Origin of the sequence: Bacillus thuringiensis, assembly GCF_001455345.1 — a bacterium.
In the GTDB taxonomy this organism is placed as follows: domain Bacteria; phylum Bacillota; class Bacilli; order Bacillales; family Bacillaceae_G; genus Bacillus_A; species Bacillus_A thuringiensis_N.
Genome location: NZ_CP013274.1, coordinates 1,110,786 through 1,135,973 on the forward strand (window position 1 = coordinate 1,110,786; position 25,188 = coordinate 1,135,973).

Sequence of the window (25,188 nt, forward strand, 5' to 3'; positions counted from 1 at the left end):
GCTTTTTATTGTGATTTTGTAAATAATAAGCTATAAAATTCTAAAAATCTATATATAAAGGAATAAAGGTGGAAAAATGTATTTTTTAAAAAATTTAAAAGTGAAATATAAATTATTGTCACTTATCTCATTAGCAGTTTTAGGCATGGCAATTATGAGCTGTGTAGCAATTAATTCTATTAATAAGATCAAGCACGATACAGAAATTGTAGTAGATGATTATCAAAATTCTGCAGTTTTATTAGAAGGAATGCTTCGTACACAAAATTCACTAGAATATAACTTGCTAGAATTAATTACAACGTCACAAAATGAGGGGGCAAATAAAGAGGGAATTATTAGTAATGTTGAAAAAGATCTTAAAAAATATGATTCTTTATTAAAAGAATATGATGATGGCGTTAATTTAAGTAAGCAAGAGGATGAGCTGTTTCAGAAGATGAAGAAATCTTTGCCGAGTTATATGGAGACATATAAGAAGTTGTTTGACAAAGCGAAGGGAACAAATGAATCTCAAATGGTAAATGAATTTCAAAAGGACTTAAAACCGAAGGGAGTAGAGTTAGCTGGTTATGCTGTAGATTTAGAAACTTATGTTTCAAACTTAGCTGATCAAGTATTTAAAGATTCTCAAAAAATGATAGATCGGTCCGTTATTACCTTTATTATTCTTGCAGTAGTTACTACAATCATTATATGTATAGTAAGTTATATTATTAGCAAGCTTATAGTTGCTCCTTTACAAACGGTTAGTCATATGATGGAAAGGGCGAAAGAGGGAGATTTAACTGTACATGGCGATTATAATGCTAAAGATGAATTAGGTATACTAGTAAGTGATTTTAACGAGATGATTGCAGGGCTAAGAACAAATATGCAAGAAGTAGAGAATAATATTCAGCTTTTATTCCAACATGCAGACGGAGTAGTATCTGCATCGGAGGTATCTAGCGGTGCAGCAAAGAAAATCACTATGGAGATTGAAGAAGTTGCCAATGGTGCAGAGAGTCAAATGCAAGCAATGGAACAGACTGCGGGTGCGATGGAAGAGTTGACACAAGGAATGCAGAGCATAGTGAATACATCATCCTCTGTAAATGAATTGTCTGCTCAATCAGCATTAGATGCAGAGAGTGGTAACAAATTAATGAAACAAATGATTCAACAGATGGATACAATCCAAAATTCAGTACATAGCGGTGTGAAACAAGTAGAGACTATGAAAGAACAATCAGAAGAAATTGTTAAAATCATTGATGTTATGCAAGTTATTACCTCTCAGATTAACTTATTAGCATTAAACGCCGCAATTGAGGCTGCACGTGCTGGGGAAAGTGGTAGAGGATTTGCAATTGTGGCAGATGAAGTACGAAAATTAGCAGAACAATCTAGTGATTCTGCAAAACAAATTGAGAAGCTTATTACTCAAGTTATGGGAACAACGAACCATACGGTACATATGATGGGGAAAGTAGATAATGAGGTACAGGCAGGTACTCAAGTAGTAATGCATACAGAAAAAGTATTTGGAACAATTACAGAAAAAGTGCAGCAAGTATCTGAGCAAATTCAAACGGTATCTATGTCTACAGATGAAATTGCAGCGAGTAGTGAGGAGATTTCTGCTTCTACAGAAGACATGGCGCAAATTTCTCAAAGATCATCTGATCGAACTGATAGGGTAAAAGAGTCTATTCAACAGCAAGAAAAATCTGTTCAAGAGATTTCGGCTTCAATTGAACATCTGCACAACGTAGCAGGAGAATTAAAACAAATAGTTGCTCAATTTACTCTTCAAAAGTAGTAGTATATTGCAGTTTTAATATGGAGAAATTCCTCTCAATAAATAAAAAAATCATCCCATGTAAAAAAGGATGATTTTTTTATGGGAATTTTGTACGGTTATCACTTATTATATTCTAATTTTTTACAATTTTCCGATTGTAATATATAATAATACGTAATGTTTTGGAGATTTTTCGTTTGTAAAAGATTGATTTTAGGAGGAGAGAAAGGGTGTTCAATAAAAAATCAATGCCGGCTATAAAAATGATCCTTTCGATGTCTATTTTCGGATCAATTGGATTTTTTTCTGTTCAAACAGGTTTACCGTCTTTTGAATTAGTATTCGTTCGTTGCATTTGTGCGACTATATTTTTAGCATTATGTTGGCTCGTAACAGGACAGTATAAAAGTGAGAAATGGAATAAAAAAGAAGTTATACAAATATTAGCATGCGGTGTATTTCTCGTTTTTAACTGGGTATTTTTATTTAAAGCGTTTGAAGTTATGTCGATTACAATTGCGATTTCAGTTTATCATCTTGCACCAATTATTGTATTAATGATTGGTAGTATCGTATTTAAAGAGAGACTTACAATGTTTGCTGTTTTGTCTATTGCCATTTGTTTTATCGGTACAGTTTTAGTAGCTGGGGTAGATGGTAATGTATCGCTTGAGAAACTTATGTCATCTGGCATGGTATGGGCACTTCTTGCAGCACTATTTTATGCTTTTACCACTTTATTAGGAAAAGGAATTCGGCATACGAGTGCATATGCGATGACATTTTTACAAACGTTTTTAGGTATATTTTTATTGCTACCATTCGTAGATTTTGGCAAGTTTCAAGGGTTAACAGAGATGAACTGGATGATGATCACAGCGACAGGACTTATACATACGGGGTTTGTATATTACTTATTTTTTGACAGTTTAAGAGATTTATCTACTAGAATGATTTCTGTATTAGTATTTTTAGATCCTGCTGTTGCGATACTATTAGACACAGTCTTTACCGGATTTAGACCGACTAGTATGCAAGTAGTAGGGATTATCCTTATATTTGTAGGAATGGCTTTTACTTTTCGAAAAACGAAAGGTGAAAAAATAGTGGTAGAAGAAAAAGTGTATTCGGAATTGTGAATAATTTGATCGTATTCTATTGATATTTTCCATATTTTATGTAAAATAGACGGGTAGGAAAATAAAGGAAAAGGTAGATGAGAGAGATGAAAAAGCTAGTAAAGATCGCGACATCACTAACTTTAATGGGGGGAATATTTGTAAGTGCAAATGGTGTGTCTGCAAATACAGATGTTACTCAAAAATCTAGTCCTAATATTATGATAGAGTTTGATGATGTAACAACAGATCATTGGGCATATGATGAAATTACAAATTTAGTATATCATCGCATTATGTATGGCTATGGAAATGGTAAGTTTGGGACAGAAGATAATATAACACGTGAACAGGCAGCGGCAGTGCTACATCGTGCACTTGGTTTAAAAAGAAGTGTATTTGATGGGAATCCATATGGGGATATTAGCGGGAAGTCAACAATGTTTCCTTACGAAATTTTACATTTAACAAATATCGGTATTTTTAAAGGCGACGAAAATGGAAACTTCCGTCCGAAAGATACACTGACTCGTGCAGAACTAGCACAAATTTTAACGAAAGCATATGAGTTGAAAGCGAAGAGTCCGCATACATTTACAGATATACGAGAAAACTATTGGGCAAGAGATGCAATTAGCGCATTACAGTCTAATAAAGTAGCGGTAGGAACGGGAGATGGCGAGTTCCAGCCTGAAATGCTCGTTACACGTGGGCAATTTGCGAAGTTTTTACAACGGTCAATTGATAATTCTCCAGGGAAAATGGAATAGATAAAGAGAAAGCTCATAATGTGTAGAAGAGGTATCTTCCGCTTATTATGAGCTTTTGTTAATAGATAGGTTAATATTGTCGTATGTTGTAGTTAAGTCGATATAAATGCATTTTTTGTCTAGAAAATGAACGTTTAAAATGTGAAGGATTTCTTTTGAAAAAAGTAGAATATTTAATGTATAGAAACATCTTTAAATGACCATAAGAAAGGGAAATGATTTGCGTACAATTCGGCATAAAAGTTGAAATCGAGAGCGAATTGGCTCTCCTTTAGTAGTGATTTTCACAATAATAGATTTTTTAAATGTAATATATTGCATAATGGGTACAAAAGCAACATATGTAATATTGGAAAGGATTTCAGTCTATTATTTTCCGTTTTTTCAAATGGAGATAAAGGGGAGAGGGCAATGAAGAAGAACATGTTACGTATAATGGCAACGGTAACTATTATGGGCGGCTTGTTTGTAAGTACGAATGTTCCAAACGTAAAAGCAGAAGAATATCCAGAAATGATTGTGTTTGATGACGTTCCAGTAAACTACTGGGCATATGACGATATAATGGACGTAGTATACAATAAAGTAATGTTAGGCTATGGAAATGGTAAGTTTGGTGTAGGTGATAATGTAACAAGAGAACAAGTAGCGGCAGTACTGTATCGTACATTGAATTTGAAAAAGGAAGGACCTTTAAAAAATCCATACAAAGATATTTCTGAGAGGGCAACAATGTTTTTAGATGAAATTTTAGTATTAACAGAGCATGGTATTTTTAAAGGCGATGAAAAAGGAAACTTTAGGCCAACTGCATCAGTAACACGCGCAGAAATGGCGCAAATTCTTACAAACGCATTTACATTTGAGGTGAAGAAGAACCATACATTTAAAGATGTACCAAATAATCATTGGGCAAAAAATGCGATTAGTGCACTGCAGTCTAATCATGTCATAGTAGGAACAGGAAATGGGAAATTTGAACCGAATACAGTTGTAACACGTGAGCAATATGCAACGTTTTTAAATAGAGCTGTTTTTTATTTTCCTGTAAAAGATGAAGATTATGAATGAAAGTTAAAATATAAGGACGTTTAAAGTATATCAATATAATATAAAACAAGAAAAAAGCGCGGAAATTCCACGCTTTTTTCTTGTTTTATATTATTTATAAGTATATCGATTTTCTGTTCATAATTTATTTGTTGGAATTTAATGGATAATAAGAGATTGAATAAAGTAACTTTTTCTTGTTTAAATATGAGGTTTAGTAACTTTATTATTAATAGAGTGTAAATAAAAGTATATGAAATATAGTTCATAAATTAGACAAAAATCACATGGGAATTGTATTGTTACGCTTTCGTTAATTCTTTATATTAGAAAAAAATATGTTTTTAGGGAGAGAGTACTTTGAAGAAAAAGATTCTAAAAGTAGCAACAGCTTTAACAATTATGGGTGGAGTAGCATTTAGTGCTGAAGGGACTACAGCAAAAGCTGAATTAGCTGCAAAGCCACAACAAGCAAGTCAGGCAATCTTTAAAGATGTACCAGCAGGACACTGGTCTTATGAAGCAATTCAAACTTTAGCAGAACACGAAATTATGCTTGGTTATGGAAATGGTGTATTCGGTTTTGGACATAACGTAACTCGTGAACAAGTAGCCGCTTTAATTTATCGCACAATCGATTTCAGTGAAGCATTCGAGGAAGGCGATATTCTTGAAAATCCATACAAAGATATTAATGAAAAGTCAACAATGTTCTTAGAAGAAATTTTAGTATTAACAGAATTAGGTATCTTTAATGGTGATGGAACTGGAAACTTTAGACCGAAAGATACATTAACACGTGCAGAAATGGCACAAGTGCTTACAGTAGCATATGAGTTAGAAGTAAAAGCAACAAAAGGATTTAAAGATGTACCAAAAGGGTATTGGGCAGAAAATGCGATTAATGCAGTAGCTTCAAATGGTATTTCAGTAGGAGATGGGAAGGGTAACTTTGCTCCAAACATGAAAGTAACACGTGAACAATATGCGCAGTTCTTATTTAAAACAATTTTTGAATAAATAATAGAAAAAGAAGCCGGTGTTGTATAACACTGGCTTCTTTTTTATGTGTAAAGCCGGTGGAAGAATACAGTTTTATAAAAAACAATTAAATTTTCAAAAAAAACTTCCTTTTCTGAAGATTTGTTATATAATATAAAACATAAAATCAAATCTGTTATAAAACAGTTTAAGAAGGGGATGCTAATATGTCGACGCAAACTTCACGGGTTACACTCGTGGGAGAAATGTTACCAGCGTACAACGAAATATTGACACCTGAGGCGCTTAGTTTTTTAAAGGAACTACATGAAACTTTCAATGAGCGCCGCATAGAACTTTTACAAAAACGTGTGGAAAAACAACAGAAAATTGATGCAGGAGAGTTTCCGAAGTTTTTAGAAGAAACAAAGCACATACGTGAAGCTGATTGGACAATTGCTAAATTGCCAAAAGATTTAGAGGATCGCCGCGTAGAGATTACTGGCCCAGTAGATAGAAAGATGGTTATTAACGCTTTAAATTCAGGAGCACATCTTTTTATGGCGGATTTTGAAGATTCGAATTCACCAACTTGGGAAAATGCGATTGAAGGTCAAATAAATTTACGAGATGCAGTAAAGGGAACGATTTCACATAAAAATGAAAACGGAAAAGAATATCGTCTAAAGAGTAAAACAGCAGTATTAATTGTGCGCCCAAGAGGATGGCATTTAGAAGAAAAACATATGCAAGTTGACGGGAAGAATATGTCTGGTAGCTTAGTAGATTTCGGACTTTACTTTTTCCATAATGCGAAAGCCCTTTTAGCAAAAGGAAGCGGGCCATACTTTTACTTACCGAAAATGGAAAGCTATTTAGAAGCAAGGCTATGGAATGATGTTTTTGTATTTTCTCAAAAATATATCGGTATTCCAAACGGAACGATTAAAGCGACGGTATTACTGGAAACGATTCACGCTTCGTTTGAAATGGATGAAATTTTGTATGAGCTTAAAGAACATTCTGCTGGATTAAATTGCGGAAGATGGGATTATATTTTTAGCTTTCTAAAGGGCTTCCGTAATCATAATGAATTTTTACTTCCAGATAGAGCGCAAGTCACGATGACGGCGCCGTTTATGCGCGCGTATTCTTTGAAAGTAATTCAAACGTGTCACCGTCGCAATGCACCAGCTATTGGAGGAATGGCAGCACAAATTCCGATTAAAAACAATCCAGAAGCGAATGAAGCAGCTTTTGAAAAAGTGCGTGCGGATAAGGAGCGCGAAGCTTTAGACGGTCATGACGGGACTTGGGTTGCCCACCCGGGACTTGTACCAGTCGCAATGGAAATATTTAATCACATTATGAAAACACCGAATCAAATCTTTAGAAAACGAGAAGAAATACATGTAACAGAAAAGGATTTATTAGAAGTACCAGTGGGAACGATTACAGAAGAAGGCCTTCGTATGAATATTAGTGTAGGCATTCAATATATTGCATCTTGGTTAAGTGGACGGGGAGCAGCACCAATTTATAACTTAATGGAAGATGCGGCAACAGCGGAAATTTCTAGGGCACAAGTATGGCAATGGATTCGTCATGAAGGTGGAAAACTAAATGATGGCCGTAATATTACGCTTGAACTAGTGGAAGAGCTAAAAGAAGAAGAATTAGCAAAAATAGAAAGAGAGATTGGTAAAGAAGCCTTTAAGAAAGGGAGATTCCAAGAGGCGACAACGTTGTTTACAAATCTCGTTCGGAATGATGAATTCGTACCATTTTTAACATTACCGGGTTATGAAATTTTATAAAAAGTGAAAAGGGGATGGAACAAATGAAAAACGAAAGAATCGAGAAATTACAAGAGAGCTGGGAACTAGATAATCGCTGGAAAGGGATCACACGTCCATATTCGGCAGAAGATGTAATTCGCCTGCGCGGATCAATTGATATTGAACATACATTAGCGCGCCGCGGTGCTGAAAAGCTTTGGGCGTCGCTTCATACGGAAGATTACATTAACGCACTTGGTGCATTAACAGGAAACCAAGCGATGCAACAAGTAAAAGCTGGGTTAAAAGCAATTTATTTAAGTGGCTGGCAAGTAGCGGCTGATGCAAATCTTTCTGGCCATATGTATCCAGACCAAAGTTTATATCCAGCGAACAGTGTACCGGCTGTAGTAAAACGAATTAATCAAACGCTTCAACGTGCGGATCAAATTCAGCATATGGAAGGAAGCGGTGATACAGATTATTTCGTGCCGATTGTAGCAGATGCAGAAGCTGGATTTGGCGGACAATTAAATGTATTTGAACTGATGAAAGGTATGATTGAAGCAGGTGCATCTGGCGTGCATTTTGAAGATCAATTATCTTCAGAGAAGAAATGCGGTCATTTAGGCGGAAAAGTATTACTACCAACGCAAACAGCGGTGCGTAATTTAATTTCTGCACGCCTTGCTGCAGATGTAATGGGAGTGCCGACAATTATCGTTGCAAGAACAGATGCGGATGCGGCAGATTTAATTACGAGCGATATCGATCCTGTTGATAAAGCGTTTATTACAGGAGAAAGGACACCAGAAGGATTTTACCGTACGAAAGCAGGTCTTGATCAAGCGATTGCACGTGGTTTAGCATACGCTCCTTATGCAGACCTCGTTTGGTGTGAAACATCTGAACCGAATTTAGAAGATGCAAAACGATTTGCGGACGCAATTCATAAAGAGCATCCAGGGAAATTGCTTGCATACAACTGTTCACCTTCATTTAACTGGAAACAAAAACTAGATGAGAAAACAATTGCGAGCTTCCAAAAAGAAATCGCATCTTACGGTTATAAGTTCCAGTTCGTAACACTTGCTGGATTCCACTCATTAAACTACGGCATGTTTGAATTAGCACGAGGCTATAAAGAGCGCGGCATGGCAGCGTACTCTGAACTACAGCAAGCAGAATTCGCAGCAGAAAAACATGGCTACTCTGCAACTCGTCATCAACGAGAAGTAGGAACAGGTTACTTTGATGAAGTAGCACAAGTAATTACAGGCGGTACTTCATCAACGACAGCATTAAAAGGATCTACGGAAGAGGCGCAGTTTACGAAATAAAAGGAAGGGGCACCTGTTGAAATGGTGCCCCCTTGTTATTTTTTGAACGATGCGAGAGTAAATGAAAATATATCAACGATTTTTTCGATATATCTACCGTAACTTAAAATATATCAACGATTTTTCTAATATATCAACGATTCGACAAAGGATATCGACTTACCGACACAAAATGACAATATCACCATAGCTTATCAAATCCACTCAGCTCTATGCTCACGAATAAACTTCATATCTTTTTCATAATGTTCTAAATGTCCTTCGTCAATCATTCTTTGGAAATTTAAGTCGCCTTCGTTTGCTTTTCGTTTTATATATGTACATAAAGCTTCTAATCGCAGTAACACCATTCCTAAGTAATCTTCATCCATACTTTTACCGTAGGACTGGACAAATAATTTTACTCTTTCTTTTATAGAGTCAGCATGTTGTGCCGATTCATAATGAATTGCCTTACCTGATTCTGTATAATACACTCTACTTAAAGGTACACAAGTATACAGCGTATAAGCGATATCCCAAATTCTTGGTCCAGGAGCAGCAACATCGAAATCAATAATGCCTACTGGTTTTTCTTGATTAAAAATAATATTGTATATGGCAAAATCGTTATGGCATAAAACCTCAATATTATTTGGGGTATGATCCATCGGTTTCCAATCATCTGATAAAGGAAAATCACTTACAGCATCATGGTACAGGCGGAGCATCTTTGCAATTTCTTTTAACACATCATTAGATCGCATATATTCTTTTAACGGATAATTCCCAGCTTCTCCTTCAATAAAGGATAAAATTTCTCTATCTTTTTCATCTATACCTAAAAACTTTGGAGCATGATGAAAACCTTTCTTTTCTAAGTGCTGTAATAATGTATGAATTTTTGCACTGTCTGGCTTTAATTCTCGCCGAACAGTATTTTCAGAACGATATACGTTTGAGACGTTTCCGCCAGTTAGTTTTTCTTCGTTAGCGTAGTTTGACATGTGAAAATTCCTCCTATAATTAAAAAATCCAATTCCATATAGTGAATATACCAACAATGGCAGAAAAAAGAAGGAAAGCAAGAAATACTAGACAGCTAAGTGGGACTAACTTATCTTGCCATGTTTCCTGATACTCATAAACTAATTCTTCTACTACTGTTTTCTGTACTAAAGATAAATTTTGATCTTTATCTAACCTCTTTATATGGATAGAATCTCCTTTGAATTTTAAAGCACGTGAAATATGATAAGGATCATTTCCCATTGATTTTTCAAATAATAAACATGATTCATGCATAATGTCTGTTTTATGTTCCTCTAAATACCAGTAACGTCCAGCCATTTCTGGATATTGCAATTTATAATAAATGTCTCCGAGTTGTTTTCGAAGATATAATTCATTTGGGTATGTAGAGATGAGGCCATGTAGTCTATCTCTTGCCTTACCAAAATTATTATTTTCAATATCCTCTTCAATTTTCTTTAATATTTTTTTAGGGATTTTGGCTGTCATGAATTCCTCCTTATTTGGAATAGAGATGATTATATTTTAAAAGAAATACTAAAAATTAGAAATTCTATTTTTAAAAAAGATTGTACATTTTATTTTAAGTATGCTATGATAATGTCAGTTGAATAGTTAAATTAAGCAATCCATATGTTATCAAGTGCTGAAAACGAACGAGAAAAAGTATGTGAGAACTAGTTTATGTTTCGTATTTGATAATGTGTGGATTCTTTTTTTAGACAGGAAGACTAAAAAATTTAAAATTTGTATTTTCTTAGGAGGAAATAATTATGGCAGTAACAGGACAAGTAAAATGGTTTAACAACGAAAAAGGATTCGGTTTCATCGAAGTTCCAGGCGAAAACGATGTATTCGTACATTTCTCTGCAATCGAAACTGACGGTTTCAAATCTCTAGAAGAAGGTCAAAAAGTTAGCTTCGAAATCGAAGATGGTAACCGTGGACCTCAAGCTAAAAACGTAATCAAACTATAATTTTATAGTTTATTATGGAAAAAAGGATGGCTGCTGCCATCCTTTTTTTGTTGTGGAGAAAGTCTTTCCATCTTAAAATTCGGCGGGAGACCAACTGCTTGTTAACGCTCAATTATTGAGGGCTGAATAAAGTTTTACTTTCTAAACGAGAAAGTAAAACTTTATTTGTTCTTAATTTTTTTTACAATTCATTTTTTATTTGTTGTTCTGTCTACATCCGAAATGGGTAAATCTGTGCCATATAGGCTTTGAGTAACATCTTTTTTGTTAGTATTGTTGTTAGAATTTTGTTTGTCTTGAGATGACGTTTCTAACATTTGTTCTTGCTCTTTACTAGGGGTATTCAGAGCATCTGATGGGACGCTATTAATCTGTTGGTTTAATAGACTTTTTTTCTCCATATTATACAGCTCCTTTTTGGAAGTAGATAAAAACTAATGTAATCATAAATAATTACTTACATATTTTGTGTTTTGAAATGGAATTATATACAAAACTTATATTGCAGATTTAACGAATTAAAAAGTTGCTAGTGATGTATAAAGTTGAAGTTCTTAATAAAAAATAAAAACGGGTAACACGTACGAGTACTTTTTAACGTAGTGGGTAATTTTTCATCATATTTTTTTGATATGTAATAATGTTAAAAAATAAAGGGGATACAAGGACACTCGGAAGAAAAAAATGAATATGAAGAAGAGTAAAAGGCCTTCCGAAATGGAAGGCCTTTTACTCTTCTATTTCAACCTTTTTCTTCTCGCGTTTTTTACATTCAGAGCATTTTGATTTACGAAAAGGTTTTGCAAAAAATAGTAGTATGAAAAATAAGCCGAATATAATACTTGCTGAGTTTTTCACGATCACAATGCTACTATTTTTCATTTGAATCGTTGGTTGAAGTTCTTTTTCTTCCATAGTGGACCTCCATATATTGGATTTTATTTTTAATTATAGCAAAGTTAATTGTCGTAATGATGCGAAATAAGGAAGCAATTGTAAATATTTATTGATAGTATAAATACATTTTATGTAGATTTTTATTAGTTAATCACTATATTTACATTTAATATTTTAAAAGAAATTTGATAAATGATAAAGTATTGTAAAAAAGCGAAATCTATAAGCCATTTCCTTTTCATAGATGCTAAAATTATACATGCAGCTGCTAATATAAATAGAAAAAAGGAGATAGTGGAATATGGAAAGTAAAGTAGAACGCTATGTCGAAAACTATGTTGTAAATAAAAATACAATGGCCTTACTTCCTGTAATTCTCAGTGAAAAGAAAATTGTTACGCGAGTTGTTGAAGTGCAAGACTCTTTTTTCGTATTTCAAAAACCTCTAGATATTATAGAAAGAAGTTGCCGCAAGCATGGTTCTAGTTTCTTAGGCAGAAAAGAAGGAACGAAAGAGTTAACTCACATTACACATAAAGCACCAATTGCGATTAGTCCGACCGATCAACTTTATTTTTTCCCTACCTATTCGTATTCTAGAAAAGAGTGCGCGTGGTTGTCTCATTTTTATATTGAAAGCAATAAAGAATTAAAAGATGGAAATCTTATTATTCGATTTATAAATGGCTTTGCGGTGAAGTTAGAGATATCGAAAACTAGCTTTGAAAATCAACAAAATCGTACAGCGAAATTGCGTACTGAATATGAAGACCGTAGAAAAAAACAAGGAAATCCTTGTTTTAAAGAGGTTGATAAAATTGAAGAATCTAAATTGAAACCGGCATATGAGAAAGTGTATTTTGTGAAAGAAGGCGAAGTGTAAAAGGATGGGGGCTCCCCATCCTTTTACTTTTCAGTTTTGTCGGTAAGTCGATATATTTGAAAAAACGCCCAAGTAACGACACACCCTGTCGAATATTGATGGATTATCATAGTTAAATAATGAAGGAATTCTCATGGAAGGTATGGAAACTTAATAATTACATCTCCATATGTCGTACCTACCATTTCCTCTTTCATATAAGCAATGATACAGTAGAGGTAGTACTTAGAGTAAAGGGGTAAAGTGTAGAATGGATTTTCAGACAATCAAAGAGTATTTTTCACCAGAAAATATGGATCATATTGTTGAAAGCTATAAAGCGTTCGGACCACTTCTTGGTATTGGGTTACCGATGATAGAGGCGCTAATTCCAGCATTGCCACTCATCGTATTTGTACTGGCCAATGCTGTTGCATTTGGATTTTGGCTCGGTTTTCTTTATTCTTGGCTTGGATCAGTAATGGGTGCCTTACTTGTCTTTTTCATAATCCGCCATTTTGGCCGAAGTCGTTTCTTTTCTTTTGTGAATAAGCATGAGAAAGTACGAAAGGCAATGGGATGGATTGAAAGGAAAGGGTTCGCGCCGATTTTCGTCATATTTTGTTTTCCGTTTACACCGTCTGCGCTTATAAATGTTGTTGCTGGTCTATCACGCATTAGTGTAAAACAGTTTGGCCTTGCGCTCGCGTTCGGAAAGCTTGTGATGATTTTTATTTTAACGTATATCGGTCATGATTTAATGTCATTTATTCATAATCCGGTGAAATCAGTCATTGTAGCGATTGGTATTTTTATTTTATGGTATGTCGGTAAGAAAATCGAAGTAAAGTTAGAACTACAGTAAGAATAGTCTTCTTTGTAAAGGAAAGCTTCATTATTAAAGGATAAGGGGAGAAGCGGATGAAGAAAACTTTGAAAAAAGAAGGCATAGAGTGGATACGAACAATTTTAATTGGTGTATTATTAGCTGTATTTTTTCGAACGTTTTTCTTTTCAACGTACGTTGTAGAGGGGAAGTCAATGATGCCGACATTGCAAGATGGCAATATGCTCGTTGTAAATAAGGTGAGTTATCAAGTGGGGGACTTGAATAGGTTTGATGTTGTTGTGTTTCATGCGAATAAAAAAGAGGACTACGTAAAGCGAATTATCGGTTTACCTGGGGATCAAATTGAATATAAGCATGATAAACTATATATAAACGGACAATTCGTGGATGAACCTTATTTAGAAACGTATAAGAAAGAGATAGATGGACGACAACTAACAGGTGATTTTAAACTAGAAGAGTTAACGAAAGAAAAATCGGTGCCACCGGGATATATTTTTGTAGTAGGTGATAATCGCCTCGGGAGCTGGGATAGTAGACACTTTGGTTTTGTAAAAGCTGATACAGTTGTCGGTAAAGTTGATTTACGATATTGGCCAATTCAAGAGGTACAAACGAATTTTTCAAAAGGTTGATATAATAGGTAGAAGTATAGAAAAAGACAAACTACTCTGTTTGTCTTTTTTCGTGTCCTATAATACAATTATAGTAGCAAACTAACGTTCGTTATGTAAGTGAAAGGTGGGGTTACATGTCACTTCGATTTGTGATTGGTAGAGCGGGAAGTGGAAAAAGTACACTTTGTTTACACGAAGTGCAAGAAGAGTTAAAACAGCGTCCAAGAGGAGAAACAATATTATATCTTGTGCCAGAACAGATGACATTTCAAACGCAGCAGGCGTTAATTGGTAGTGAGGATGTTAGAGGTTCTATTCGGGCACAAGTTTTTAGTTTTTCACGGTTAGCGTGGAAAGTATTGCAAGAAGTTGGTGGAGCGAGTCGTCTTCACATTGATGAAGCGGGCGTACATATGTTACTTCGTAAAATTGTAGAGTCTCGTAAAGATGGATTATCGGTGTTCCAAAAAGCAGCGGAGCAAAACGGTTTCTTTGAACATCTTGGCAGTATGATTGCAGAGTTTAAACGATATAACGTGACGCCATCAAACGTATATGAAATGTGGCAACAATTAGATGCGCATAGTAGCAGTGCCGAACAAAAGCTACTGGCGAATAAAGTATATGATTTACAACTACTATATGATGATTTTGAGCGTGCCTTAATCGGAAAATATTTAGATTCAGAAGACTATCTGCAATTGCTAGTGGAAAAGCTTCCGCAGTCTGAGTATGTAAATCAGGCTGAAATTTATATAGATGGATTTCATTCGTTTTCACCGCAAGAGCTAGAAATTGTAAGGCAGCTTATGATTTGCGGAGCGAGAGTTACGATTACGTTAACGATAGATGAAAAGACGTTAGCACAGCCAGTAAATGAACTAGATCTATTTTATGAAACGACGTTAACGTATGAAAAAATAAAACAAGTAGCACGTGAAGAGAAGATAGAAATTGAAAAAACGATTCCACTTATGGAACAGCCGCGTTTTCATTCTCCGGCATTAGCGCATTTAGAAATGCATTACGAAGCACGTCCAAATGAAAAGTTTCACGGTGAAGCGAGTGTAACGATTCGTACAGCAGCTAATTTAAGAGCTGAAGTAGAAGGTGTAGCCCGTGAAATTCGTAGACTTGTGGCGGACGAAGATTATCGTTACCGTGATATTGCAGTTCTTCTTCGTAACGGGGAAAGTTATTACGATGTGATGCGAACGTTATTTACAGATTATAATATCCCGCACTTCATCGATGAAAAACGACCGATGTCACATCATCCGCTAGTAGAATGCATTCGGTCAGCACTCGAGATCATTAGCGGGAATTGGCGTTATGATGCAGTGTTTCGCTGCGTGAAAACAGAGCTTTTATATCCATTAGACGTAAGAAAAGAAGCAATGCGCGAAGAGATGGATGAGTTTGAAAACTACTGTTTAGCGTACGGTGTACAAGGGAAGAGATGGACTTCTGAGGATCCGTGGATGTACCGACGCTATCGTTCTCTTGACGATACGAATGGGATGATTACAGACAGTGAACGTGAAATGGAAGAGAAAATAAATCGATTGCGCGACGTTGTAAGAACGCCTGTTATTCGTATGCAAAAAAGACTGAAGCGTGCGGGAACAGTTATGCAAATGTGCGAAGCTGTTTACTTATTTTTAGAAGAGCTGGATGTTCCGAAAAAATTAGAAGCATTACGTATTCGTGCAGAAGAGAGCGGCGATTTCTTATTTGCGACAGATCATGAACAAGTATGGGAAGAAGTTATGAGTCTTCTTGATACGTTCGTTGAGATGCTTGGCGAAGAAAAAATGTCACTTTCTATGTTCACAGACGTTATGTCCACAGGTCTTGAGGCGCTTCAATTCGCCAACATTCCGCCGTCATTAGACCAAGTGTTAATTGCGAATATTGATCGTTCTAGATTATCAAATGTGAAAGCAACATTTGTCATTGGCGTGAATGAAGGTGTCATTCCAGCAGCACCGATGGATGAAGGTATGCTTTCAGATGAGGAAAGAGATGTTCTTAGCGCTGCAGGTATTGAACTCGCACCAACGACGAGACAAACTTTATTAGAAGAACAGTTCGTTATGTACCAAATGGTAACGAGAGCAACTGAGAAATTATATATTTCATGTCCGCTTGCAGATGAGGAAGGGAAGACGTTACTTGCGTCTAGCTTTATTAAGAAAATAAAAAGAATGTTCCCTGATGTGAAAGATACATTTATTACGAATGACGTAAATGATTTATCACGTTCGGAACAAATTTCGTACGTAGCAACGCCAGAAGTAACGTTGTCATATGTTATGCAGCAACTTCAAACATGGAAGCGATACGGATTTGAAGGGAATTTAGACTTTTGGTGGGATGTATATAATTTCTACGTTACTTCAGATGAATGGAAACAAAAAAGTAGCCGCGTGCTATCAAGTTTATTCTACCGAAATCGTGCGCAAAAGCTAAGTACAGTTGTAAGTAGAGATTTGTACGGAGATACAATTAAGGGAAGCGTCTCTCGTATGGAACTATTTAACCGTTGTGCATACGCTCATTTCGCGCAGCACGGTTTATCATTAAGAGAGCGTGATATTTTCAAATTGGATGCGCCAGATATCGGGGAGTTATTCCATGCAGCGCTGAAGAGAATTGCGGACAGGCTATTACGTGAAAATCGTACTTGGGCGGATTTATCAATAAAAGAGTGTGAGCATCTTTCTGCTGTAGTAATAGAAGAAATTGCACCGTTATTACAAAGACAAATTTTATTAAGTTCAAACCGTCATTTCTATTTAAAACAAAAACTACAACAAATCATATTCCGTACGTCAATCATTCTTCGTGAACATGCGAAGTCGAGCGGTTTCGTACCAGTTGATTTAGAAGTGCCATTCGGTATGGGTGGTACAGGGTCGCTTCCGCCGATGGAGTTCTCATTACCAAATGGTGTGAAGATGGAAGTAGTTGGCCGTATTGACCGTGTTGATAAGGCGGAAGATGAAAACGGAACATTCCTACGTATTATTGACTATAAATCAAGTGCAAAAGCGTTAGACTTAACGGAAGTGTATTACGGATTAGCACTTCAAATGTTAACGTATTTAGATGTCGTTACTTCAAATGCACAGACGTGGATGAAAAAAGGCCACGCAGCATCACCAGCTGGTGTATTGTACTTCCACATTCATAACCCGATCGTTGAGGTGAAAGGTGACGCATCTGAAGCAGAAATTGAAAAGGAAATTTTAAAGAAATTCAAAATGAAAGGACTCGTACTAGGAGATGCTGACGTTGTTCGTTTAATGGATAACAAACTTTCAACAGGAAGCTCTGATATTATTTCTGCTGGTCTGAAAAAAGACGGTAGTTTTAGTGCGCGTTCTAGTATTGCCAGTGAACAAGAGTTTAACGTACTACAAAAATACGTACACCATACGTTTGAAAATATCGGAAAAGACATTACAGAAGGCGTTATCGATATTGCTCCTTACAAAAAGGGAAATAAAGCGGCGTGTACGTTCTGTAACTTCAAATCTGTTTGTCAGTTCGATGAATCACTTGAAGATAATCAATTCCGTACGCTAAAAGATATGAAAGATAGTGAAGCGATGGAGAAAATTAGAGAGGAGGTTGGCGGAGAATGATAGAAAATTGGCCTAAAAAACCAGAAGGTAGTCAATGGACAGATGACCAGTGGAAAGCCGTTGTAGCGAACGGACGTGATATTTTAGTCGCAGCAGCAGCAGGATCAGGGAAAACAGCGGTATTAGTTGAACGTATTATTAAAAAGATTATAAATGAAGAAAACCCAGTCGATGTCGACCGCCTGCTCGTTGTAACATTTACAAATGCAGCGGCGCAAGAGATGAAAAACAGAATTGGGGAAGCGTTAGAAAAAGTATTAATTGATGAGCCAGGCTCTCAGCACATTAGAAAGCAGCTGAGCTTATTAAATAAAGCTTCCATTTCAACGATCCATTCATTTTGTTTACAAGTTATTAGAGGATACTATTACATGCTTGATGTTGATCCTCGTTTCCGCATTGCGAATCAAACAGAAAACGAACTATTAAAAGAAGAAGTGCTAGATGACATATTAGAAGAAGAGTATGGAATTGAAGATAATACGATATTCTTTGAACTTGTTGATCGTTATACGAGTGACCGTAGTGACGATGATTTACAGCGTATGATTTTAGCACTTCATACAGAATCAAGAGCACATCCAAATCCGGAAAAATGGCTTGATAAATTAGTGGAAGCATACGACGTGGAAGGAAAGACAATTGAAGATTTAGTATATGCTTCGTATTTATTAGAAGATGTGAAATTCCAACTTGAAACAGCGGAACAGCATATTCGTAAAGCGACTGAACTTGCAATGCTTCCTGACGGTCCAGCACCTCGCGTTGAAACCCTGCAAACAGACTTAGCTTTACTTGGAACGTTATCATCAGCTGCTCGTGAGTCATGGACAAGTGTGTACGAAGCAATGCAAAATGTGTCATGGCAAACGTTAAAGCGTATTAAGAAAAGTGATTACAACGAGGACGTTGTAAAACAAGTAGACTCTCTTCGTAATAAAGCGAAGGATGAAGTGAAGAAATTGCAAGAAGAGCTATTTAGCCGCAGACCTGAAAGTTTCTTACGAGATTTTCAAGATATGCATCCTGTATTAGAAAAACTCGTACAGATTGTAAAAGTATTTACAGAGCGTTTCCAAGCGATGAAGCGAGATAAAGGCATGGTCGATTTCACAGATTTAGAGCATTTCTGTTTACAAATTTTAAGTGAACAAAGTGAAGATGGTGAAATGAAGCCATCAGCAGTAGCACTTCAATATCGTAATAAATTTGCTGAAGTATTAGTCGATGAATATCAAGATACGAACTTCGTACAAGAATCGATTATTAAATTCGTAACGAAAGATTCTGAGAGTGAAGGAAACTTATTCATGGTTGGTGACGTGAAGCAATCGATTTATCGTTTCCGATTAGCAGAACCAGGCCTATTCCTAGGAAAGTATAAACGTTTCACGCAAGAAGGATTAGGCGGCGGAATGAAAATTGATTTAGCGAAAAACTTCCGTAGTCGTCATGAAGTACTAGCAGGCACGAACTTCATCTTCAAACAAATTATGGGCGAAGAAGTTGGGGAGATTGACTACGATGCTGACGCTGAATTAAAGTTAGGTGCTAGCTATCCAGAAGGTGAAGATGTAGCGGCTGAACTATTATGTATTCAGCAAACGGAAGAAGAAGTACTAGACGGTGAAGAAGGTGCGGAAGTAGAAAAGGCACAGCTTGAAGCTCGTCTTATGGCGCAGCGCATTAAAGCGATGGTTGATTCAGGTTATGAAGTGTATGACCGTAAAAATAATAGTATGCGCCCTGTACAATACCGCGACTTCGTTATTTTACTTCGCTCCATGCCGTGGGCACCGCAAATTATGGAAGAGCTAAAGCTGCAAGGAATTCCAGTATACGCTGATCTTGCGACTGGTTACTTTGAAGCGACAGAAGTAAATATTATGATGAACGTCTTCCGCGTGATTGATAATCCGATGCAAGATATTCCACTTGCCGCAGTGCTTCGTTCACCGATCGTTGGATTAAATGATGAAGAACTTGCGACGCTTCGTGCTCACGGAAAGAAAGGTTCGTTTTATGAAGTAATGAGCTCATTCTTAAAAGGGGCACCACTTGAAGAAGAACAAGAACTACATGATAAATTAGAGTGGTTCTATAACTTACTGCAAGGGTGGCGTGAATTCGCGCGCCAACAGTCACTTTCTGATTTGATTTGGAAAGTGTACGGTGAGACAGGCTATTACGATTTCGTTGGCGGTTTACCAGCTGGAAAGCAAAGACAAGCAAACTTACGCGTGCTATATGACCGTGCCAGACAATATGAAGCAACATCGTTTAGAGGGTTATTCCGTTTCTTACGCTTTATCGAGCGTATTTTAGAACGCGGTGATGATATGGGTACGGCGAGAGCTCTAGGTGAACAAGAAGACGTCGTTCGTATTATGACGATTCATAAAAGTAAAGGACTTGAGTTCCCAGTCGTATTTGTCGCTGGACTTGGTCGTCGCTTTAATACACAGGATTTAATGAAGCGTTTCTTACTGCATAAAGACTTCGGTTTCGGTTCACAATTTATCGATCCTCGTAAACGAATTAAATATACGACATTATCGCAACTAGCAATTAAGCGTAAAATGAAAATGGAATTAATTGCGGAAGAAATGCGCGTATTATACGTAGCATTAACGCGTGCAAAAGAGAAGTTAATTTTAATCGGAACAGTGAAAGATGCAACGAAGGAAATGGAGAAATGGCTTGATGCGAGGGAGCATAGTGAATGGTTATTACCAGATCATATACGTGCTGGAGCGTCTTGTTATTTAGACTGGATTGCACCTTCATTATATAGACATCGTGATAGTGAGATGCTTCTTGAATTAGGACAAGGAAGCATTCCAGATGAAGTTTATGGGTATGACACTAGCTGGAAAGTAGAAGTTGTAGACGGTAACACGTTACTTGCACCAGAGCCAGTTCAAGAAGAGAAGCAAGAGTTGTTAGAAGCACTTCGTGAGAAAAAGGCTGTTCCGTTAGAAAGTGAACGGAAAGAAGAAGTGTACGATAGATTAATGTGGAAGTACGGATATGAGGAAGCGACAGCTCATCGTGCAAAGCAATCTGTTACAGAAATAAAGAGAAATTATCAATCTGAAGAAGGTAGCGATAACGCCTTTATTAAAAAACTACGTGCGCCAATTAAAACACGTCCACGCTTTATGGAGAAGAAAGGGCTAACGTACGCAGAGCGCGGAACAGCAGTCCATGCCGTTATGCAGCATGTTGATTTGAAGAAGCCGATTACGATTGAAGTTCTTCAAGAGCAAATTGCTGGAATGGTGAATAAGGAATTATTAACTTTTGAACAAGCAGAAGAAATTGCGATTGAAAAAGTCATTGCGTTCTTTGAAAGTGATTTAGGTAAAAGGGTATTAGCGGCGAAAAGTGTTGAGCGTGAAGTACCATTTACGATGATGCTTGCAGCAGAAGAAGCATATCAAGATTGGCAAGGCAAGAGCGACGAAACGATTCTTGTCCAAGGTGTTATCGACTGTATGATTGAAGAGGAAGATGGTATCACGTTAATCGACTTTAAAACGGATACGATTAAAGGAAAGTTCCCAGGTGGATTCGATCAAGCGAAACCGATTTTAGAAGAGCGATATAAAGTGCAGCTTTCGCTATATGCAAAAGCACTCGAGAAAAGCTTACAACATCCTGTGAAAGAGAAATGTTTATACTTCTTTGATGGGAATCATGTTGTAAAAATTGAAGAATAGAGGAACTTGAAAATGGCAACGGAAAAAACGTTAAGAACGTGTGAAAAAGGACATGAATACTACAAAAGTAGCGATTGTCCAACTTGCCCAACTTGTGAGAAAGAAAAGAAACCAAAAACAGGATTTCTTTCACTTCTTTCATCGCCAGCACGAAATGCGCTAGAGTATCATGGAATTCATACTATAGAAGAACTTTCAAAGTATAGTGAAAAAGAAATTTTAAAACTGCATGGTATGGGACCGGCATCTTTACCTAAATTGAGAGCGGCTCTAGAGGAAAAAGGATTATCATTTAAATAAAATTGTAATCTCATGTAGAAAGAAGAAAAAAGTAGGAGATATCTCCTACTTTTTTTATGCTGTTCCAATCTGATCTTGATCGGCCACATCAGAATCGAACGTATTTGTTGCACTAACACCGTTAAATGTATTCACGACAAATCCAACATTGGAAGCTCCGGATCCATTATAAGCTTTCGTGTTTTCTTTCGGAGACACGTTATAAAAATCTCCTAAATTGAAAGATCCATTACTGTTTTGAACGACGAGATTTCCAACAACAGAAGGCATACCATCCACCTACTTTACTAAGCTTTTTAATTACTATATGAATTATTGTGCAGAAGGTTCATCCGTAATATATTGGCGGATTTGCATAATACGAGAGTTATTAAAAACATAATCAACATTTCCAATTTGAAATCCACCAGAGTTTAAAAGTGTTCGTAATTCAACGTTATTCACTTTAATAAAAGGACACTCATTTATAATGTTTAATTTTACGTCTGTCGTTCGTTTCGGGATTGTAATGTATTCATCTGTAAAGATTTCAAATGCATCTAAGCGACCTTCGTCTTTTATATAACAAGGGAATTCACGATGGACGGCAAGAGCTCTACTTTTTAATTCCATTTGATTTGCATCTCCAACTTGAAATACGGCAGCAATACCTAAGGAAATAATAGAAACATTTTCGACAATAGACACATGATGTAACATAATTTTTCAGTCTCCTTAACCTGGAGTAGGAGGGACATCTGTAACTAATGGTACAAATGGCCCCTCTGTAACAGTTTCGAATGGTGTATCAAGAATAGAAGATAGTATGAGGAAATTTGCATCCCCAATTAAAAAGAGTGCGGACGACGATACACCGTTCATTTTAATCTGTCCGACTTTTAATTCACGATTTACAACGTTAACATTCATACATACTTACTCCTTTCGGAAATTGCCCGGTATGTGTTGAATAAAAGAGAGGAAGGCTTTGTCGATATCATGTTTCATTGCTTGAATAATGATATCTCGTAAATAATCTGGATCTGTTGAAATCCCTTCATGTGATTGCGCTTGTGATAAATAATAAGGAAGTCTATGCTCCATCTGTTTTTTTATGTCATCAACCATCATTTGTCGATACATTTCATCGAGCGGCGTTCTCTCTTCTTGTTCAAAATGGAGAATTCGATTATATGCTTCTTCATCTAAGTAACGATGCATTTCCTGAAGGATGCCTTGGTAAAAATCTGGATTTGTGTCAGTTTCAGGATTGACCTTCAAAGTTTCTGTATCAACTTGAAAATCCTCAATTTGCTGTCCTTTTGCTGAAAATGGGTTTAAACCAATATTTAAAGTTCCATTTAAATTTTCTACTTTTAATTGATCGAATTTGTATTCCACTTTTCCTACAGAAGAGGAGGGGCGATTTTTTAATTCGTTAAGCTCTTCTTGTAATAGGCGTACTTGATCTTCTAAATTTAGGATGGCTGCTTGTTGTACTTGAAGAGCTTGTTGAAGTTGGTGTAAGTAAGTATATATATCTTGATTCATTTTGTGAAACCTCCTTTTCAATAGGGAGGGGAAATATATTCCTGCTATATATTTATGACAAGGATGTCTTAAGAAGAACTAGTTGATGGTTTGATAGAAATAATTTGTCCTTTCGCCTGTAATGGGCGAAGGGGCTCTGTAAATCCGCCAGTATTTGAGAATTTAGATAGAGCTTTAATACTTCCAGCAGTACCAATTTGGAATACAGAAGAGGTTGTAATGCTATCAATTTTAATGCTGTTAATGATGATACTTTGGTTTACATAAAAATTCAATGCAATCGCCTCCTCTAAGTTGAACCAATTATCGCTTGATCAATGACATCTGAATCATTAACAGTCGTTGCGCTTTGATAATTGTAGACAGAGACGTTATCTCCAACATTAAAAGAGCCGGCTCCAGCGAAAGCGCGTGAATAACTAATAGGCCTAATCGCAAATACATCTCCAATATGAAAAATACCACTTGATCCAATATTGACGATACGAATATGTCCGACCATAGCTGGCATACAAAACACCCTTCGTTTTTAAAATTTTCTTTTCTACTATTATATGGGCGTTTTCAATAAAATGTGTGTTTTTTTGAAATAAAAGAAACACACACGTTATTGCGTGTGTGTATCGAGTGTTTGATTAGGGTGAAAATCCGTATGTACATGCCAAATTGCATTTAAGAGCCTGTCCAGTTCTTGGCTACAATCCACTGTTTTTTGAGAAGTCATTCCGTAGCGTTCAGCAAAATAAATCATTTTTTCACGTTTTTTTTCAATCGCTTGCTCAAACATTGAAATCGGCTCCATCTCTAAATGAAATTTTTAGTATATATGTAGTACATATTATACAAAAACCCAATAAAAAAGAAATACCTTCGCTAAAAAAAGTAAAATTTCTACATTTTATGCCAAATAATAAAGGAGTAACGAACAGGATATGAGAAGAATATTGTAAAAATTAGCGTGTATGAGAAGGTTTTTTTCTTACGGATGCGAATACAATTAAAGGGTATGAGTTTTAGGATGGAGAGTGGAAATATTGCGTTTGGTAACGGCGAAAAAAGAAGAAAAGGTATTTGTAGGTATTGTAGATGAAGAGGGAGAAAAGGTATTGCACTTAAGGGAAGCGCAAAGGCAAAAGGGAGAAAAGGTTACAATCCCTATTACAATGTTAGAGTGTATTGAAAGAGGAACCGAATGTTTTGAAAAAATATGTGATATTGTAAATTGGGCGAAGGAAAATGAAGGAACGGCGTATTATCCGTTAACTGAAGTGAAAATATTAGCACCTATTCCAAGGCCAAGGAAGAATATTCTTTGCGTTGGAAAAAATTATCGTGAGCATGCGATAGAAATGGGCGGAGTAGAGTCAATTCCAGAAAATATACTGATCTTTACGAAAGCGCCAACGACAGTTATTGGAATGGATGAAAAAATTAATAGTCATCCTCACGCAACAAATGAACTAGACTATGAAGGCGAACTAGCTATCATCATTGGTAAGCGAGGGAAACAAATAAAAAAAGAAAAAGCGCTTGAGCATGTTTTTGGTTATACCATTATAAATGATATAACTGCTCGCGACATTCAAAGGAAGCATAAACAATTTTTCCTTGGAAAAAGTTTCGATACATTTTGTCCGATGGGACCGTATTTAATTCATAAATCAATGGTTGAAACGCCAAATGCGTTACACATTGAAACGGTAGTGAATGGGGAAGTAAGGCAAACTTCAAATACAAATAAAATGATTTTTTCAATAGAAGAAATTATTTCAACGATAAGTAAAGGCATGACGTTAGAACCAGGAGATATTATCGCAACAGGAACGCCGTCTGGAGTCGGAAAAGGTTTCACACCACCGAAGTTTTTACATGCTGGCGATGAAGTTGTCATTACAGTAGAAGGCATTGGTACTTTGCGAAATATAGTGAAATGAAAAAAGAGCTATCTT

The 25,188-nt window shown here is 36.2% G+C and carries 26 protein-coding genes and 1 pseudogene; 16 read left to right on the forward strand and 11 right to left on the reverse strand.

The window, feature by feature from the left end; genetic code table 11:
• Positions 1–76: 76 nt before the first annotated feature.
• The 8 genes and pseudogenes from ATN06_RS29780 to aceA all read left to right on the forward strand — a co-directional run.
• Positions 77–856: pseudogene (locus ATN06_RS29780) on the forward strand (MCP four helix bundle domain-containing protein); the annotation flags it as partial.
• 156 nt (positions 857–1,012) lie between these two features.
• Positions 1,013–1,804 carry a methyl-accepting chemotaxis protein gene (locus ATN06_RS29785; RefSeq protein WP_420480579.1) on the forward strand — a complete coding sequence of 264 codons (792 nt, stop codon included), beginning with the start codon at positions 1,013–1,015 and terminating at the stop codon, positions 1,802–1,804.
• A 212-nt stretch (positions 1,805–2,016) separates the two neighbouring features.
• Complete coding sequence (locus ATN06_RS05880; RefSeq protein WP_060629903.1) at positions 2,017–2,925, forward strand: DMT family transporter; 909 nt, start codon at positions 2,017–2,019, stop codon at positions 2,923–2,925.
• A gap of 77 nt (positions 2,926–3,002) precedes the next feature.
• Positions 3,003–3,674, forward strand: a complete 672-nt coding sequence (locus ATN06_RS05885; protein ID WP_060629904.1) for an S-layer homology domain-containing protein — start codon at positions 3,003–3,005, stop codon at positions 3,672–3,674.
• 411 nt (positions 3,675–4,085) lie between these two features.
• Positions 4,086–4,745, forward strand: coding sequence for an S-layer homology domain-containing protein (locus tag ATN06_RS05890; protein ID WP_060629905.1), 660 nt, complete (start codon positions 4,086–4,088; stop codon positions 4,743–4,745).
• A 339-nt stretch (positions 4,746–5,084) separates the two neighbouring features.
• The gene (locus ATN06_RS05895) at positions 5,085–5,744 is read left to right on the forward strand and encodes an S-layer homology domain-containing protein (protein ID WP_060629906.1); all 660 of its coding nucleotides are present in this window, start codon (positions 5,085–5,087) and stop codon (positions 5,742–5,744) included.
• A gap of 188 nt (positions 5,745–5,932) precedes the next feature.
• Complete coding sequence (gene aceB / locus ATN06_RS05900) at positions 5,933–7,522, forward strand: malate synthase A (RefSeq protein WP_060629907.1); 1,590 nt, start codon at positions 5,933–5,935, stop codon at positions 7,520–7,522.
• A gap of 23 nt (positions 7,523–7,545) precedes the next feature.
• Complete coding sequence (aceA, locus tag ATN06_RS05905) at positions 7,546–8,823, forward strand: isocitrate lyase (protein ID WP_060629908.1); 1,278 nt, start codon at positions 7,546–7,548, stop codon at positions 8,821–8,823.
• A gap of 194 nt (positions 8,824–9,017) precedes the next feature.
• Here aceA and ATN06_RS05910 read toward each other — a convergent pair whose 3' ends face one another.
• Both ATN06_RS05910 and ATN06_RS05915 read right to left on the reverse strand, forming a co-directional pair.
• The gene (locus tag ATN06_RS05910; protein WP_060629909.1) at positions 9,018–9,809 is read right to left on the reverse strand and encodes a phosphotransferase; all 792 of its coding nucleotides are present in this window, start codon (positions 9,807–9,809) and stop codon (positions 9,018–9,020) included.
• A gap of 19 nt (positions 9,810–9,828) precedes the next feature.
• On the reverse strand, positions 9,829–10,323 hold the full coding sequence (locus ATN06_RS05915) for a DUF6584 family protein (protein ID WP_060629910.1): 495 nt from the start codon (positions 10,321–10,323) through the stop codon (positions 9,829–9,831).
• Positions 10,324–10,607: 284 nt separating this feature from the next.
• Between ATN06_RS05915 and cspA the strand changes: the two genes are divergently transcribed.
• Positions 10,608–10,811, forward strand: coding sequence for an RNA chaperone/antiterminator CspA (gene cspA / locus ATN06_RS05920; protein ID WP_000301518.1), 204 nt, complete (start codon positions 10,608–10,610; stop codon positions 10,809–10,811).
• Between the two features lie 188 nt (positions 10,812–10,999).
• Here the strand turns inward: cspA and ATN06_RS05925 are convergent, their stop codons facing one another.
• Together ATN06_RS05925 and ATN06_RS05930 are read right to left on the reverse strand one after the other, a co-directional pair.
• Positions 11,000–11,212, reverse strand: coding sequence for a hypothetical protein (locus tag ATN06_RS05925; RefSeq protein WP_060629911.1), 213 nt, complete (start codon positions 11,210–11,212; stop codon positions 11,000–11,002).
• A 328-nt stretch (positions 11,213–11,540) separates the two neighbouring features.
• Positions 11,541–11,726, reverse strand: coding sequence for a hypothetical protein (locus ATN06_RS05930; RefSeq protein ID WP_060629912.1), 186 nt, complete (start codon positions 11,724–11,726; stop codon positions 11,541–11,543).
• 283 nt (positions 11,727–12,009) lie between these two features.
• Here ATN06_RS05930 and ATN06_RS05935 point away from each other — a divergent pair, with 283 nt between their 5' ends.
• The 6 genes from ATN06_RS05935 to ATN06_RS05960 all read left to right on the forward strand — a co-directional run bounded on the left by ATN06_RS05935 (position 12,010) and on the right by ATN06_RS05960 (position 21,709).
• Entirely contained in the window at positions 12,010–12,591 is a 582-nt protein-coding gene (locus ATN06_RS05935; protein WP_060629913.1) for a competence protein ComK, read from the forward strand.
• Positions 12,592–12,841: 250 nt separating this feature from the next.
• Positions 12,842–13,435: a TVP38/TMEM64 family protein gene (locus ATN06_RS05940; RefSeq protein WP_060629914.1), complete on the forward strand. Its 594-nt coding sequence runs from the start codon at positions 12,842–12,844 to the stop codon at positions 13,433–13,435.
• A 56-nt stretch (positions 13,436–13,491) separates the two neighbouring features.
• The gene (gene lepB, locus ATN06_RS05945; protein WP_060629915.1) at positions 13,492–14,055 is read left to right on the forward strand and encodes a signal peptidase I; all 564 of its coding nucleotides are present in this window, start codon (positions 13,492–13,494) and stop codon (positions 14,053–14,055) included.
• A gap of 116 nt (positions 14,056–14,171) precedes the next feature.
• Positions 14,172–17,687: a helicase-exonuclease AddAB subunit AddB gene (gene addB, locus ATN06_RS05950; RefSeq protein WP_060629916.1), complete on the forward strand. Its 3,516-nt coding sequence runs from the start codon at positions 14,172–14,174 to the stop codon at positions 17,685–17,687.
• On the forward strand, positions 17,684–21,409 hold the full coding sequence (gene addA / locus ATN06_RS05955) for a helicase-exonuclease AddAB subunit AddA (protein ID WP_060629917.1): 3,726 nt from the start codon (positions 17,684–17,686) through the stop codon (positions 21,407–21,409). The genes addB and addA overlap by 4 nt, the downstream gene beginning before the upstream one ends.
• Before the next feature lie 12 nt (positions 21,410–21,421).
• The gene (locus ATN06_RS05960; RefSeq protein WP_060629918.1) at positions 21,422–21,709 is read left to right on the forward strand and encodes an RNA polymerase alpha subunit C-terminal domain-containing protein; all 288 of its coding nucleotides are present in this window, start codon (positions 21,422–21,424) and stop codon (positions 21,707–21,709) included.
• A 54-nt stretch (positions 21,710–21,763) separates the two neighbouring features.
• Here the strand turns inward: ATN06_RS05960 and gerPF are convergent, their stop codons facing one another.
• From gerPF to ATN06_RS05995, 7 genes are all read right to left on the reverse strand, one after another.
• Positions 21,764–21,979: a spore germination protein GerPF gene (gene gerPF / locus ATN06_RS05965; protein ID WP_001141566.1), complete on the reverse strand. Its 216-nt coding sequence runs from the start codon at positions 21,977–21,979 to the stop codon at positions 21,764–21,766.
• A 42-nt stretch (positions 21,980–22,021) separates the two neighbouring features.
• Positions 22,022–22,408: a spore germination protein GerPE gene (locus ATN06_RS05970; RefSeq protein WP_060629919.1), complete on the reverse strand. Its 387-nt coding sequence runs from the start codon at positions 22,406–22,408 to the stop codon at positions 22,022–22,024.
• A gap of 15 nt (positions 22,409–22,423) precedes the next feature.
• Complete coding sequence (gene gerPD, locus ATN06_RS05975) at positions 22,424–22,618, reverse strand: spore germination protein GerPD (protein ID WP_001102341.1); 195 nt, start codon at positions 22,616–22,618, stop codon at positions 22,424–22,426.
• 6 nt (positions 22,619–22,624) lie between these two features.
• Positions 22,625–23,239: a spore germination protein GerPC gene (gene gerPC / locus ATN06_RS05980; protein WP_060629920.1), complete on the reverse strand. Its 615-nt coding sequence runs from the start codon at positions 23,237–23,239 to the stop codon at positions 22,625–22,627.
• 68 nt (positions 23,240–23,307) lie between these two features.
• Positions 23,308–23,514, reverse strand: coding sequence for a spore germination protein GerPB (gerPB, locus tag ATN06_RS05985; RefSeq protein ID WP_001012508.1), 207 nt, complete (start codon positions 23,512–23,514; stop codon positions 23,308–23,310).
• A gap of 14 nt (positions 23,515–23,528) precedes the next feature.
• A complete protein-coding gene (gene gerPA / locus ATN06_RS05990) occupies positions 23,529–23,750 on the reverse strand; it encodes a spore germination protein GerPA (RefSeq protein ID WP_001111187.1) in 222 nt (73 codons plus the stop codon).
• Between the two features lie 96 nt (positions 23,751–23,846).
• Complete coding sequence (locus tag ATN06_RS05995; RefSeq protein ID WP_000462840.1) at positions 23,847–24,026, reverse strand: aspartyl-phosphate phosphatase Spo0E family protein; 180 nt, start codon at positions 24,024–24,026, stop codon at positions 23,847–23,849.
• 247 nt (positions 24,027–24,273) lie between these two features.
• On the opposite strand from ATN06_RS05995, the gene ATN06_RS06000 reads away from it, so the two are divergent.
• Positions 24,274–25,173, forward strand: a complete 900-nt coding sequence (locus ATN06_RS06000) for a fumarylacetoacetate hydrolase family protein (RefSeq protein ID WP_176225746.1) — start codon at positions 24,274–24,276, stop codon at positions 25,171–25,173.
• Positions 25,174–25,188: the final 15 nt, after the last annotated feature.

Bases quoted from the DNA above. Each gene is read 5' to 3' on its own strand.
- gerPD (WP_001102341.1), bottom strand. From the start codon at position 22,618: ATGAATGTTAACGTTGTAAATCGTGAATTAAAAGTCGGACAGATTAAA.
- ATN06_RS05995 (WP_000462840.1), bottom strand. From the start codon at position 24,026: ATGTTTGAGCAAGCGATTGAAAAAAAACGTGAAAAAATGATTTATTTT.
- ATN06_RS05885 (WP_060629904.1), top strand. From the start codon at position 3,003: ATGAGAGAGATGAAAAAGCTAGTAAAGATCGCGACATCACTAACTTTA.
- gerPF (WP_001141566.1), bottom strand. From the start codon at position 21,979: ATGCCTTCTGTTGTTGGAAATCTCGTCGTTCAAAACAGTAATGGATCT.
- aceB (WP_060629907.1), top strand. From the start codon at position 5,933: ATGTCGACGCAAACTTCACGGGTTACACTCGTGGGAGAAATGTTACCA.
- ATN06_RS05970 (WP_060629919.1), bottom strand. From the start codon at position 22,408: ATGTTACATCATGTGTCTATTGTCGAAAATGTTTCTATTATTTCCTTA.
- cspA (WP_000301518.1), top strand. From the start codon at position 10,608: ATGGCAGTAACAGGACAAGTAAAATGGTTTAACAACGAAAAAGGATTC.
- ATN06_RS05935 (WP_060629913.1), top strand. From the start codon at position 12,010: ATGGAAAGTAAAGTAGAACGCTATGTCGAAAACTATGTTGTAAATAAA.
- lepB (WP_060629915.1), top strand. From the start codon at position 13,492: ATGAAGAAAACTTTGAAAAAAGAAGGCATAGAGTGGATACGAACAATT.
- ATN06_RS05930 (WP_060629912.1), bottom strand. From the start codon at position 11,726: ATGGAAGAAAAAGAACTTCAACCAACGATTCAAATGAAAAATAGTAGC.
- ATN06_RS05940 (WP_060629914.1), top strand. From the start codon at position 12,842: ATGGATTTTCAGACAATCAAAGAGTATTTTTCACCAGAAAATATGGAT.
- aceA (WP_060629908.1), top strand. From the start codon at position 7,546: ATGAAAAACGAAAGAATCGAGAAATTACAAGAGAGCTGGGAACTAGAT.
- gerPA (WP_001111187.1), bottom strand. From the start codon at position 23,750: ATGCCAGCTATGGTCGGACATATTCGTATCGTCAATATTGGATCAAGT.
- gerPC (WP_060629920.1), bottom strand. From the start codon at position 23,239: ATGAATCAAGATATATATACTTACTTACACCAACTTCAACAAGCTCTT.
- ATN06_RS29785 (WP_420480579.1), top strand. From the start codon at position 1,013: ATGCAAGCAATGGAACAGACTGCGGGTGCGATGGAAGAGTTGACACAA.
- ATN06_RS05910 (WP_060629909.1), bottom strand. From the start codon at position 9,809: ATGTCAAACTACGCTAACGAAGAAAAACTAACTGGCGGAAACGTCTCA.
- addB (WP_060629916.1), top strand. From the start codon at position 14,172: ATGTCACTTCGATTTGTGATTGGTAGAGCGGGAAGTGGAAAAAGTACA.
- ATN06_RS05960 (WP_060629918.1), top strand. From the start codon at position 21,422: ATGGCAACGGAAAAAACGTTAAGAACGTGTGAAAAAGGACATGAATAC.
- ATN06_RS05915 (WP_060629910.1), bottom strand. From the start codon at position 10,323: ATGACAGCCAAAATCCCTAAAAAAATATTAAAGAAAATTGAAGAGGAT.
- addA (WP_060629917.1), top strand. From the start codon at position 17,684: ATGATAGAAAATTGGCCTAAAAAACCAGAAGGTAGTCAATGGACAGAT.
- ATN06_RS05925 (WP_060629911.1), bottom strand. From the start codon at position 11,212: ATGGAGAAAAAAAGTCTATTAAACCAACAGATTAATAGCGTCCCATCA.
- ATN06_RS05890 (WP_060629905.1), top strand. From the start codon at position 4,086: ATGAAGAAGAACATGTTACGTATAATGGCAACGGTAACTATTATGGGC.